Source organism: Bacillus sp. NPDC057893 (assembly GCF_042796455.1).
Lineage (GTDB): Bacteria > Bacillota > Bacilli > Bacillales > Bacillaceae_G > Bacillus_A.
The window spans coordinates 127,419-140,186 of sequence record NZ_JBHVNG010000005.1; the positions used below are offsets into that span (position 1 = coordinate 127,419).

Annotated in this window: 12 protein-coding genes; 3 read left to right on the forward strand and 9 right to left on the reverse strand. The window is 32.1% G+C overall.

The window, feature by feature from the left end; translation table 11 throughout:
• Positions 1 to 310 precede the first annotated feature (310 nt).
• Together ACFVQC_RS21775 and ACFVQC_RS21780 are read left to right on the forward strand one after the other, a co-directional pair.
• On the forward strand, positions 311 to 1,690 hold the full coding sequence (locus ACFVQC_RS21775) for an erythromycin esterase family protein (protein ID WP_377899253.1): 1,380 nt from the start codon (positions 311 to 313) through the stop codon (positions 1,688 to 1,690).
• 97 nt (positions 1,691 to 1,787) lie between these two features.
• Positions 1,788 to 2,570 carry a class I SAM-dependent methyltransferase gene (locus ACFVQC_RS21780; protein WP_377899254.1) on the forward strand — a complete coding sequence of 261 codons (783 nt, stop codon included), beginning with the start codon at positions 1,788 to 1,790 and terminating at the stop codon, positions 2,568 to 2,570.
• A 193-nt stretch (positions 2,571 to 2,763) separates the two neighbouring features.
• Here ACFVQC_RS21780 and ACFVQC_RS21785 read toward each other — a convergent pair whose 3' ends face one another.
• The 8 genes from ACFVQC_RS21785 to ACFVQC_RS21820 all read right to left on the reverse strand — a co-directional run bounded on the left by ACFVQC_RS21785 (position 2,764) and on the right by ACFVQC_RS21820 (position 11,124).
• Positions 2,764 to 3,171, reverse strand: a complete 408-nt coding sequence (locus tag ACFVQC_RS21785; protein WP_377899256.1) for a VOC family protein — start codon at positions 3,169 to 3,171, stop codon at positions 2,764 to 2,766.
• A 118-nt stretch (positions 3,172 to 3,289) separates the two neighbouring features.
• Positions 3,290 to 4,000 (reverse strand): class I SAM-dependent methyltransferase, encoded by a 711-nt coding sequence (locus ACFVQC_RS21790; protein ID WP_377899257.1) that lies wholly within the window; start codon positions 3,998 to 4,000, stop codon positions 3,290 to 3,292.
• A gap of 107 nt (positions 4,001 to 4,107) precedes the next feature.
• On the reverse strand, positions 4,108 to 4,869 hold the full coding sequence (locus tag ACFVQC_RS21795; protein WP_377895420.1) for an ABC transporter ATP-binding protein: 762 nt from the start codon (positions 4,867 to 4,869) through the stop codon (positions 4,108 to 4,110).
• A 12-nt stretch (positions 4,870 to 4,881) separates the two neighbouring features.
• Positions 4,882 to 7,221 carry an ABC transporter permease gene (locus ACFVQC_RS21800; RefSeq protein ID WP_377895422.1) on the reverse strand — a complete coding sequence of 780 codons (2,340 nt, stop codon included), beginning with the start codon at positions 7,219 to 7,221 and terminating at the stop codon, positions 4,882 to 4,884.
• Positions 7,222 to 7,227: 6 nt separating this feature from the next.
• The gene (locus tag ACFVQC_RS21805) at positions 7,228 to 8,490 is read right to left on the reverse strand and encodes an MFS transporter (protein WP_377895425.1); all 1,263 of its coding nucleotides are present in this window, start codon (positions 8,488 to 8,490) and stop codon (positions 7,228 to 7,230) included.
• 46 nt (positions 8,491 to 8,536) lie between these two features.
• The gene (locus tag ACFVQC_RS21810) at positions 8,537 to 9,172 is read right to left on the reverse strand and encodes a TetR/AcrR family transcriptional regulator (protein ID WP_377895428.1); all 636 of its coding nucleotides are present in this window, start codon (positions 9,170 to 9,172) and stop codon (positions 8,537 to 8,539) included.
• Positions 9,173 to 9,428: 256 nt separating this feature from the next.
• Positions 9,429 to 10,781, reverse strand: coding sequence for a DEAD/DEAH box helicase (locus tag ACFVQC_RS21815; RefSeq protein WP_377895430.1), 1,353 nt, complete (start codon positions 10,779 to 10,781; stop codon positions 9,429 to 9,431).
• Between the two features lie 73 nt (positions 10,782 to 10,854).
• Complete coding sequence (locus ACFVQC_RS21820; RefSeq protein WP_377895432.1) at positions 10,855 to 11,124, reverse strand: hypothetical protein; 270 nt, start codon at positions 11,122 to 11,124, stop codon at positions 10,855 to 10,857.
• A gap of 90 nt (positions 11,125 to 11,214) precedes the next feature.
• Between ACFVQC_RS21820 and ACFVQC_RS21825 the strand changes: the two genes are divergently transcribed.
• Entirely contained in the window at positions 11,215 to 11,973 is a 759-nt protein-coding gene (locus ACFVQC_RS21825; protein ID WP_377899258.1) for a hypothetical protein, read from the forward strand.
• A gap of 44 nt (positions 11,974 to 12,017) precedes the next feature.
• Here the strand turns inward: ACFVQC_RS21825 and ACFVQC_RS21830 are convergent, their stop codons facing one another.
• The gene (locus ACFVQC_RS21830; protein WP_377899259.1) at positions 12,018 to 12,704 is read right to left on the reverse strand and encodes an MBL fold metallo-hydrolase; all 687 of its coding nucleotides are present in this window, start codon (positions 12,702 to 12,704) and stop codon (positions 12,018 to 12,020) included.
• Positions 12,705 to 12,768 lie beyond the last annotated feature (64 nt).

Below are 12,768 nucleotides of genomic sequence, written 5' to 3' on the forward strand. Positions count from 1 at the left end.
CATAAAAATGAACTTTGAAATTCATGTACTCATTCCAGATTCCACACAAGATCCTGAGGTAATGGAACTGCTTGAGCAAAGTAAAACAATGTGAAGAGAAATGATAACACAAGAATAAAGTAGTAAACATTCATGCAAAATGTGCTATAGAAAGAAAGGTTTCTTCTCTACATCGAAGGAGCCTTTTTAATTTTCTAAATATTTATATTGTTAAAAATTCTCATATGCAGTATTATAAATAATGGTATATTAGTAAATTTTAGTATCACTTCTTTTCAGCTTGTAAACTATGATACTTGGAGGCGTTGTTGTGCGTAAAAAATGGAAACTTGGGCTAATGAGTACGATTCTAGCCTGTACAACCTTTACCTCTGTCGCATTTGCGGCAGAAAAACTAGTTGACCAACCCGAATGGGAGGAGTGGTTAAACGGGCATGCAAAAAGATTACAAGAACCTACTTCTCAGACAACAGAAGATTTATCTTTTCTTAAAGAGGCAGTAAAGGACAAACGCATTGTTGTACTTGGCGAAAGTACGCATGGTGCGAAAGAAATCAATCAATCCAAAATACGTATGATTCAGTACTTACATGAGGAACTAGGGTACGATGTAATTGCGTTTGAATCTGGGCTTGCGGAAGCAAGTGCAGTTCAGCAAAATTTTGATCGCTTAACCGCTACGGAAGCAATGAAACAATCGTTAGAAGGTGTATGGCAAACAGAGGAAATCGAGCAATTGTTTATCTATATGAAAGAACAAAAAGAAAAAGGAAAGCCACTCACATTAGCTGGTTTTGATTTGAATTTGTTTTATCAATCACCCTTCTATCCCTATGCAAAAGAATGGTTGCAAAAACTAAGTCCTGAAGTTGCATCTGAATTTGATGCAGCAGTAACAGAGTTGATTAGTCTGGATAAGTATTACTATGAATTTAAAGGTACCTATCCCTATGATCAATATAAAATAGAAATACAGCCAGTAATCAACAAATTTGAAAACGTAAGAACGTTTATTCAAAATCATAAAGCTGAATTGACTCAGGTTGCACCTCATCCTACGTATGATGTGAACTTTCTGGAGAAATCAATTAATATACGGATTGATGCGATTAAAACGCATTTAGATGCTGACATGAAAGTTAGAGGTGGTATCCTCTCACCTAACCTTACAGACTACTCTCTTTATATCCGAGATCAAAAAATGGCACAAAACCTAGCATGGCTCACTGAAATGCAGTATAAAAACAAAAAAATCATTGTATGGGGACATAATTATCATATTCGAAAACAAAATTCGAAAATGATATTAGACTTTATGAAGGTTCAACAATACAATTATGTAGGCCCCAATATGATGGATTATCTTCCGCAGCGCATCAAAAACCAAATGTACACGATTGGCGTATTTGCGTATAGTGGAAGCAGTTGGGGTTCTAACAATAAAGATGTTATTCCTGTACATAACGAACATGAAGAACAAAGCGTTGAAAAAATAATCAGCACGGTGGGAAGTCCCCATGTTTTTGTTAACCTAAAGGGAGAAAGTAACCGACCAGAAACTTCATGGATGTTTACTCCTACTGCAGCCAGTTATTGGGGGATTAAAGAAAAAGAAGAAATCATGATTCCGACAGAACAATATGATGGCATTCTTTGGTTAGAAAAGACTACGCCTTCTGTCCTTAAGTAAATGAAAAAAGCTCCTATAAATCAATTAAAGGGAATGTATAAATAAGTATTAAATTTACATTTAAAATACAACTAGATAGTTAGGAGGAATAATCATAATGGATACTATACAACAAAACAGTAATGCATGGGATAAGAAGGTTGAAGAAGGTTCTAGATACACGCAACCTGTAAGTAGCGAGGTTATTGAAAAAAGTAAATCAGGTGAATGGGAAATCACAGTCACCACAGAAAAATCAGTTCCTAGAGATTGGTTTCCAAAGTCATTAGAGGGATTAAAGATACTTTGTTTAGCATCAGGTGGCGGACAACAAGCACCAGTTCTAGCTGCTGCTGGAGCAGATGTAACAGTTACTGATATATCTAAGAAGCAATTGGAACAAGATGAAAAGGTAGCAAAACGGGAGGGTTTGACTTTAAAAACAGTACAAGGAGATATGTCAGACCTTAGTGATTTTGAAGATAGATATTTTGATATTGTTGTAAATTCTGTTTCTAATTTATTTGTAAAAGATGTTCATCTTGTATGGAATGAAGTTTCAAGAGTTTTAAAGAATAAAGGCATTCTTATTTCTGGATTTACAAATCCTTTACTCTGGATTTTTGATGACAACCAAGAACAAAAAGGCATTCTTGATGTTAAACATTCAATACCTTCATCAACATTGGATTTTTTACCAGAGAATGAAGTTCAAGATTACATCAATTCAAATCAAACAATAGAATACGCACATACTTTAGAAGACCAAATCCAAGGTCAAATTGAAGCTGGTTTTGTTATAACGGGTTTTTATGAGGATGATTTTGGTGGAACAAGGATATTAGATAAGCATATTAAAACCTTTATTGCCACTAAAGCTATAAAGTTACAGGTCGATTAAGAATTTCGGCTTGTTACACGGGGCATTAGTCGAAGAAGGCTCTTAAAAACAGTAAAAGTTCAATATATGTCAAAAAGGATGGCACTTGCCATCCTTTTTGACTTGTGTATTTTGAGTGTCAAAACTATTATCAAAACAAGTTTTACACCTCTTAACTGAATCCATTAAACAAATAAGCTACGATTTTTCTTTTTTATTCAGCAAGTGTTAACTGCCAAGACACACCATACTTATCATTTAACCAGCCAAATTTTTTACTAAATGGATAGGCACCTAAAGGCATAAGAATTGCTCCGTCTTGCGCTAACTTATTAAAAACAGTTTCAATTTCTTCTTCCGTATCACAAGTTACATAAAGAGACATAGATGGAGTGAATGTAAAATCATGCTTTACATAACTATCAATACACATGAATTCTTGGCCATTTAACGTGAATGTTGCATGTATTACAGTTCCCTCTTTACCAGGTCCCTTTTCATCGTAACGAGAGATGTTTACAATTTCTGATTGATCAAATAACGATGTATAAAAATCCATCGCTTCTTCAGCTTTTCCCTCAAACATTAAAAACGTAGTGATTTTTTGATTTGTATTACTCATTTAGAGACATCCCCTTGTTATGTATTTATGCAAAACATACATCGGTCAATAAAACCAAACGTACGTTCCTATTAATGTATTGTCTATAAAAACGATGAGTTTGTCAATTATCTATGTTTTATTTCTTCTTAAATAATGCTGTCCAAAGAAATGATTCCCCAAACATATTATTTGGTTGTTCAATTTGCTTCATCTTTCTAATTTCAATTACTTCAAATTCTTTAAATACTTCTCTTAATTTTTCTTCAGAATATGCCAGTCCACCTTGTAAACTCCAACCCCTATATACATCCCAATCTGTTATTTCTGATCCATTTCGTTCATCCAGATCACCTGCTGCAAAACATGTTAATCCGAAATAACCACCAGATTTCAATGAGTTATTAATTAAATCGACATAATTCATTCTTCTATGCGGTGGAATGTGATGCAAACAGCCCGAATCATATACAAAATCAAATTCATTTTGAGTTTCTAAATTAAAAATCGAATCACAAATAAAGTGAATTTTCGCCCCTTTTGCTAACGCCCTCTCTTTCGCCCAATTAATACCTTCTACAGATAAATCCACCGCGGTTACATCAAATCCTTCATTCGCTAAATAAATTGCGTTTCTTCCTGGACCACATCCAAGCTCCAACACTTCCCCTTTGAAAACCCATTCTTTTTGTAAATATGAAACTAGGTTTTCATCTGGAACATTTCCAAAAAATGGAACATTCTTTTCTCTATTTGCATAAAATTCATTCCAAAATGGTTCAGCAGGTCTTAATAATGAATCAAGCATTTTTAAAATATCTTCTTGTGTGTGTAACGTTTCATGTTTCATTTGTCCCCCTCCACATTTCAATAGTCAGAAAATTATTATATCTCTTTTTAAACTTTCAAACAAAGAAAAAACTCCTATATTCAATAGGAGTCAAAAATATTATCTCTTTAAAATCTAAGTACAGTTAACCATTTTAACAACTTCTCTTCTCGCACCTTCAAATCATCTTTTCTATACTTACCCATCTGTATTTCGCTAACAATTTCTCCGTCCACCATAAAAAGAACTCTTTCTGTTTTAGCTGCTACCTTTACGTCATGAGTAACTAGCATAATTGTAGTTCCCATACGGTTTATATTTGCTAAAATATCCATTACCTCTTCTGTCGCTTTTAAATTCAAAGCACCCGTTGGTTCGTCAGCAAAAATAATATTAGGTTTATTTATGAGCGCTCTACAAATAGATACCCTTTGTAATTCTCCTCCTGATGCTTCAGTTATATTATTAGTTGCAATTTGACTAATTCCCGTTTTCTTCATCAATTCAAGTGCACGTTTATTTATTATTTTCCTGCTCTCAATTTTTGCTAAATACGCAGGCAAAACTATATTATCAAAAAGATTCAAATTTCTAAGAAGATTGCTCTGTTGAAAAATAAATCCCATTTCGCTGAGTCGTAATTTTGCTAACACCTCTTCTTTCATACATGTTATTTCTTTACTATCAACTTTCACACTTCCTGATGACATTCGATCCATTCCGCTAATATTATATAGTAACGTCGATTTTCCTGAACCAGAAGGTCCCATGACCGATATAAACTCTCCCTCATAAATCTCTAAATTTATATTTTTTAACATATGGTAAGTTTTATTTCCATCCATTGCGTATTTTTTATTTAATTGTTTTACTTCTAAAATTTTTTTCAAATTACACACCTCCTACTCCCCATTTAGCTTTAAATCACTTGTTTGTTTCACTGTAAAACTACTGAAAAGTGTTGCTGCGGTCACAGATATAAATAAAATAGCTGGACATACCACATAAGAAATGATCGGATTAACAACAAACTTTATGTGAGCTGCTCCCATAAATGAACCTAACCAGCTTATTAGTGTTTCTCCAAACGTAGCAGCTATAAATGTCCCTGTTAAAATACCTACTAATACTATAGCAATAGAACGAGTAACATATTGTATACGAATATCTTTGTAGGAAAAGCCGATACTTTTCATAATTAATATTTGCGAAGAATCTTTTACCAATAACATTTTAAAAAACATCGCAGTTATTAAAACCGATATCAATATAGCAATCAAAATTGCCACTTGTGTCACGAGTCTTAATTGTTTAATCGTCTCTCCTAAAGTTTGAGATAAATAATTATCCGTATCTGTTATTTTTGCAGAATTAAAATTTTGTTTATACTCCTTCACTTTTTCTTGCAGATTCACTTTGGGTTTCATATCTACATTTACTACGTACCATAATATATTTTCTTTATTGTAAGAAAAACTCGCTTTAGCTGTTTTTCCTCCATTCGTTACATCTTGATATATACCACTAATAGTTAGCATTTTCTCTTTTCCTTCTACAAATAAAACGATTTCATCCCCTATAGTCTTTTTTAATTCATCTGCGTTCATATAAGAGAGAGCGATCTCATTTTCATTTTTTGGTGCCATACCTTTAACATATTCTATTGGAAATTGGATGAAATCTCCCACTTCTACATTTAAATTTCCATTTGTACCATCAGCTTTCACCATTTTAAATGTACTCGTTACAAATGCTGCATATTTTTCTACCTCTTCATCGTTTCCGATATACGATATAACGTCATTAAACCGTTTTTCTATATTTTCAGATTGCTGTAAATCTATTCGTATATCACTCTTTCCCGTTCCCATATAATTAACAAATTGCGGTGACTGAATCGTGTACAAAAAGTTAACTGGTACAACAATCATGAACACTGCAATTATAAAAACGATACTTAATACTCGATATAACTTAAATCGTTTCACTACATCTTGTATACCAATAAATATATTTACATTTGCAATTTTAGTTTGATAGAGAGAAAAAAATCTTCTAATCTTTCTTTTTCCTAGTTTATCTCTTGATCGTAAAGCGTCTATTGCTGTAATTCTCCTGAAATTCCGCAAAATCATGCGGCAAAAAAAGATAACGGCTAGAAATAACAATGTTGTGACTATCAATGGCACAACATAATGTAAAATACTTTTATTAGCTGTCCCCATATAAAGTGCGATGTTAGAGGTAAATATTTTTGTAACAAATAACGAAAGGATATATCCACATATACATCCAATAGCGGAAATAACAACATATTTTGTTACATATAGTTTTTGAATATCTTTACTTTGAATGCCGATAGCTTTCATAACACCAATTTCCCGATAATCTTCTTCCATAGAAGTAATAATCGTAAATCTAAAACATAAAATTGCGATTAACATTAATAATGCACTTATAATGATCAGCACTGCAGCTATTATTCCATCTGTTAATGAATTGAGTGTTTTAAAGAGTGAATACGTAATAGAGGGACCTTTTTGGGGTAAGTTCGATGACTGGTATAAAGTTTCAAATTCATTTATTTTATCTAAATCTGTTAGCTGGAATTCAATAAGATATTCACTTTCTCCAAAATTCCCCTTTATTCTTTCGAAGTCTTCATCGCTTATTACAAATCGTTTTGAACTAACAAGTGATGGGTTCATTTGAACATCACGAACAAATGCCGAAATAGCCAATTCTAGTTCATTATTATTTTTAACAACCCATATTTTATCTCCAATACGCAAATTATATTTTTGCATATAATAAATTGGTACACCTATTTCCCCTTTCCTAACATCGATCACTTCATTATTTAAATCTAATAAAAAGTCAAAATTACTATTTTGTTTAACGAAGCTAATGTCCATTACACTATTATGTTCCGCTTGATTTTTCTTCTTTATAAAAATGTTAGATTCGCCTATTTGAACCATCTCAGCTGTTTGCTGTTTTTTTACAAAAGGAGTTTTCGCTACAAATGAATCGATTGACTTTTGATTTATTTCTCCGGCATGCATTTGTACGAAGTGCGGTGCGTTTGATACTTTAAACAATTGATCCATCGAGTTCAATAGATTTATAACATTACTTGAAGCACTAGCCATTAAAAGACTTGATAACATGATAAACATAAATAAAATGGTAATTATCATGTTATTTTGAGAGAAATCTCTTTTTAACATTCTCCTAATCATATTAAGCTAGTTCCCCTCATTCCATAATATTTTCTTCGTCACTATCGCTATTATTATCATTATGAAACTAATAGCTAATATAGGTAAATAAATTTTCATACTGTATTCTTCAAACATAAAACCATAAATGACTTGCCCAATTGGTGCCATACATTGAGATACCGCTGTTATAATTGCCATTACTTTTCCTAGGTTTTCATTTGGTGTTTTCTTTTGGACTACAGTAATTACATAGATGGATACAATTGTCATGATCATTGCAATTAAAATAGAAGAAAGTATAAAGAGGATAAATGGTGGATAGTATCCTAAATTAAGAATAAAAGGCGTAACTGATAGTGCCATTGGTATTACTAATAATGCTATTAAAAGCATCCAGTAAAACAATGTTTTCATCTTCAGCTTTTTCGCAAAAAAACCTATTGATAATGCACCTAAAATAGTAGCAAAATCGATTAATCCCATTCCAATTCCGTATAACGTGTCGCTACTTTCCATTGTTACTCGTATAATAATTGGAGTACCAACAACAAATAGTGGTGTCAATATTAAATTTAGTAATGCAGCTAAAAGCATAGATTTCAAAATAAATGGTTGTTTTAAAACGTATACGAAGCCATCTTTCATATCCTTTACAATTGTCGGTATTATATGGCTTTCTTGCGCTCTTTTTATAAAAGGTATTGTAATAAACATTTCTAAAATCGCAGATAAAAAGAAAGCAAGGCAACTTATTATTACAAGTATTTTCAAACCAATTATGCCGTACAATATTCCTCCTAATACAGGAGCTACTATATTAGATAATGCTTGCACACCATTTACGATACCGTTTGCTTGTTCTAACTTTTTCTCTGGAACTAATTGCGGAATACTCGCCATTACAACTGGTGAGTACATTGCACTAATGACTGCTAGCAAAAACATAATTGTTCCAATTAATAGAATAGATACAGATCCAGTAAATAACAAAACTATAAAGCTTAATACAATCGCAGCGTTTATAAAATCAAAAATAACCATTAAATTACGGCGATTGAAACGATCTGCTATTGCTCCGCCGAGAGGGGCTAGCAAAAAAGGAATACTCGTTACTGCATATAGTCCTGCGAATATATCAGCACGCCCTGTTATATCTAATACGTATAACGACAGAGCAAAACGTAAAAGTGCTGATCCTAGAATAGTAATAATTTGCCCACTCACCATTAAGTGAAAATCTTTCATAGAAGATCTTATACTTGCTGGCATCCTCATCACACCCTTCATTCGATTCAGACCGACTGTCGGTCGATAATATCCAAACAGAAAATTACTATTTCTGTTTGATTAAAACCTCCACCATGTAATCAAAGGCTCCCTCTTTCGCTCCAACAGATGCTTCCATCATTTTAATATAAGCTTTAGCTCTCCTCATCATTTCTTCCGGCTTCCACTGGAATAAACCCTCATCAAATATGACTTGTGCTGAAGAGAGTAATAATTCAATCGTTTCTTGTGGGTATGGAGTAGAAAATATGCCTTCAGCGATTCCTTGTTCTAAAATCTCTGCTAAAACAGGAGATAAATGAATAATTGATTGTACTATACTTTTTTGATGCATTTCCGCATTATTTGGCTGATGAAATTGTTCAATCATTTTATCTTTTACATCTCCTGATTTTGGTGATTGTTCCATTAAAACTCGAAATAACTTATCTAAAACTGGGATATTAGGATTAGAGACAATTGCTTTCGCTTTAGCAACATCTGCTTTAATAATCCTCATAATAATTTCATCCATTACTTCTTCTTTCGACTTAAAATAATGATAAAACGTCCCCTTTGCTATACCAATCTCTTTTAAAATGTCATTTACTGTAGTTTTCGTATACCCTTTTGTAATAAACAAACGTTCAGCAGTTTCTAAAATTTCATTTCTACGCTCCCCATATTCTTTTACGATCCTCATTCATGTACTCCTTCCTACGGACCGACTGTCGGTTTATTTAAAGTATATGTTTAGTATGTAAAAAGTTTCCTGTTATCGTACATATACAACAACCTACTTTATATTTCCTTTATGAATTTTAAAATTTATTTTTAATACGGTGAATGAAATTTTAAAAATTATTCCTATGCAATCACCCTTGTACTTATATCGACTGCGTTGTTTAAAAATAAAAAAGAGCCGCAACGCTTTGCGACTCTTTTTTAATAATAACTATTTAACGGCCACGTCTTTGTTGACCTTGTTTTGTACTACTTTTTTTATTGCTTGGCTTATTAAATGATCGATTGTTATCATTTCTCGAACTATTTCTTGAATCGTTTCTTGGACCACCTTTTGAACCACTTCTTGAACCTTCACGGCTATCTCTTTGACGATATTGACCTGATTTCTTTGGAGCCGGCTTTTGTACCGGTTTTCCATTTTCATCTACATTTTTTATCATCGGTTGTTCGATTATTTGTCTTTGTATTGGTGCACCAAGCGTTTTTTCAATTTCTTCTAAATGTTTTTCATCTTTCGCTGCAACGAACGTAATTGCAAGACCTGATCCACCTGCACGTCCTGTTCGGCCAATGCGGTGAATATAACTTTCTACATCTTCAGGGATATCAAAGTTAAATACGTGCGTTACACCATCTACATCAAGTCCACGAGCTGCTACATCAGTCGCAATTAAGTACTGAATTTTAGCTTCGCGGAAACTCTTCATGACTCTTTCACGTTTCGCTTGAGGTATATCACCATGAAGTTCAGCACAATTATAACCTAGTCCTTTTAAATTATCATACAGCTTACTTACTCTAACCTTTGTACGACAGAAAATAACTGCTAAAAATGGCTGATCACGATCCATAACAAAACGAAGTGCATCTGGCTTTGCACGATCTGTCGTCTCAATGACACGCTGCTCAATTGTATCTACCGTTACTTCTTCACTTTGTACTTGAATCATTTGCGGCTCTTCCATATAACGTTTCGCCAATTTTTTAATATCTTTTGGCATCGTTGCTGAGAATAACATCGTTTGTTTACTATCAGGTGTCTCATCTAAAATATCTTCAATATCATATAAGAATCCGAAATAAAGCATTTGATCCGCTTCATCTAGTACAATTGTTGAAAGATTACTTAAATCAATTGTTTCACGACGTATATGATCTAATAATCGTCCTGGTGTCGCTACAACTATATGTGTATTACCTTTTAATTTTCTTAATTGTTGTGCTACATCTTGTCCGCCATATATCGCTAGTACATTAATATCTTCTCTTTGAACAAGCATTTTTTTAATTTCAGTTGTAATTTGCAGTGCTAGTTCCCTTGTTGGTGCAACAATTAAAGCCTGAACATCACTAGACTCTGGATCGATTTTTTCTAAAATCGGTAACACGAATGCTAACGTTTTACCCGTCCCTGTTTTCGCTTGCCCAATAATATCTTTTCCTGACATAATAACAGGAATTGCTTTCTCTTGAATTGGTGTTGCTTCCGAAATTCCATTTTCACGTAATGTATGATTAAAAGTTTCACTAATTCCTAATTCTAAAAAGTTTTTCAAATAGACCACTTCTTTTCCTTATTTTTCACATTAGCTTTCATTGTACCATTTGTTTCGCCAAATATGAAAAATAAAAAAATTCTTATCTTCTTTTTTTATATTCACTATATACAAGTTGGACAAATTCGGTTTGTTTTCTTTCAGATTTTAAAAGTCCGTCCATATTGCCAGAAGACAAAATGTACTTCTTAATTTTGCTGTTATTCCAAATTAAACTCGTATACTTCTTATCTTCATGTAAATTTCGAAACCACTCAAATTCGCTTAATTTCGCAATATGATGTTTTAATTTCATATCATTTCGAGGATAAAATAAAATTACATCTGCAATTACATCAAATAAAGAGCTCATAATCTTCCCTCCTATGACTTCTTTTAAATGTATACGTTCCTTTACATATATATTTAAAATTTACGGAAATATAGTTAGAGGGTGATAAAAGTGAACACTAAATTAATAAAGACTTTTTGCATATTTATCTTACTATATTTTCAATCCACCTCAATTATTATGGCCAAATCTCAAACCGATGTAATAAGTAAATTTAAACATGCTTTACTCAAAAATGATGAGAAATTAATGCAGTCATATGTAACAGAAGGGATTAAACTACCTGCTTTCCAAAAAGATAAACATTTTCATGAAATTGTAGAAGTACCATCTCCTAAAGAGGATACTACAATTCTTATTACTTATGTCAAAGACACTAATAATGTATTTACTATTGGTTCCATTTTAGAAATCGTAACAAAAAATAATAAAATATCTCAAATTAATCAAATTTATGATGGAACTAATCCGTTTATGAAAGAAGCTACTATTGTAAAAGAATATGAATTGCAATATAAACAGCATATACTTACCCCTACAATATTCCCATTTAAAATTCAACAATTTCACGGTCACATCTATAACAATTACTTGGAACTCCATTACAATAATGAAGATATTAATGCGATTTTAAAAATCACTGTTTCACCAATTCAAAATAAATTAGTCCAATATGTACATAAAGGAACTAAATTTTACCGCTTAAAAAATAATATAAAAGCAATATATAACCCTCATTTTGATTTAGCATATGAGCTCATTTTTCAAAAAGACAGTTTTCAATATAAAATCTCAATTGGTAACAAACTACATTTAAAAAGAAAATACAATGTAAATGATTTGATTCAAATTGCAGAATCTATGAATTAAAAAACCGATCTTTTTATTTTAAAATAGATCGGTTTTTTATTATTTTATACAGTGAGTTTCCCTCCATGATAGCAATAATATCTTGTTGCTTTAAGATTTTTAATCTCCTTTAAAGACTGCTCCGCTTTTTCTATATCTAAACAAAAGTTCGGATTCGCAATTACTAATTTTCGATTATCTTGAACAGCTGCGTCTCCCGTAATTACACAATCCAAATTTGGAAAATATAATGAAATATGCCCCGAAGTATGCCCTGGCGTCTCCAGTATTTTACATTCATTATTCAAAATCATTTGACCATCATGTACTTTTTCATCAACAGGAATATGCCTTACTTTTTTTAACTGCTGTATAAACCATTCACCAAATTCCTTTTCTTCATTTTGCATATGTTCTAGCATTTCTTCAGCTTGAACCAACCTCTCTGATTTTATATCACCACTAATATAGTTAGATTCAATTTCACTAGCAATAATATTAATTTGAGGATATCTCACTTTGAAATCGTATAAAGACCCTATATGATCGTCATCATAATGAGTAATAATTATATTTTTTAAGTTTTTCATCTCATATCCATGTTTTAAAATTTCATCTTCAATTAAAGATGAAAAATTTGTATAACCTGTATCTACTAAAGTTAATTCATTGTTTAATATGATTAAGCTCGGATAAATACATTGTTTTCTCCCGTTAAATTCGAATTCAATTGGTAGTTCTATTATCTTCATTTTTCTTCCCCCATACCGCTTATTAAATGTTTAATAATAACTGAATCGTCTACATACATTTTAT

Excerpts from the sequence above, each read along its gene's own strand:
- ACFVQC_RS21800 (WP_377895422.1), bottom strand. The coding sequence starts at position 7,221 with ATGATTAGGAGAATGTTAAAAAGAGATTTCTCTCAAAATAACATGATA.
- ACFVQC_RS21810 (WP_377895428.1), bottom strand. The coding sequence starts at position 9,172 with ATGAGGATCGTAAAAGAATATGGGGAGCGTAGAAATGAAATTTTAGAA.
- ACFVQC_RS21820 (WP_377895432.1), bottom strand. The coding sequence starts at position 11,124 with ATGAGCTCTTTATTTGATGTAATTGCAGATGTAATTTTATTTTATCCT.
- ACFVQC_RS21805 (WP_377895425.1), bottom strand. The coding sequence starts at position 8,490 with ATGAAGGGTGTGATGAGGATGCCAGCAAGTATAAGATCTTCTATGAAA.
- ACFVQC_RS21830 (WP_377899259.1), bottom strand. The coding sequence starts at position 12,704 with ATGAAGATAATAGAACTACCAATTGAATTCGAATTTAACGGGAGAAAA.
- ACFVQC_RS21790 (WP_377899257.1), bottom strand. The coding sequence starts at position 4,000 with ATGAAACATGAAACGTTACACACACAAGAAGATATTTTAAAAATGCTT.
- ACFVQC_RS21785 (WP_377899256.1), bottom strand. The coding sequence starts at position 3,171 with ATGAGTAATACAAATCAAAAAATCACTACGTTTTTAATGTTTGAGGGA.
- ACFVQC_RS21780 (WP_377899254.1), top strand. The coding sequence starts at position 1,788 with ATGGATACTATACAACAAAACAGTAATGCATGGGATAAGAAGGTTGAA.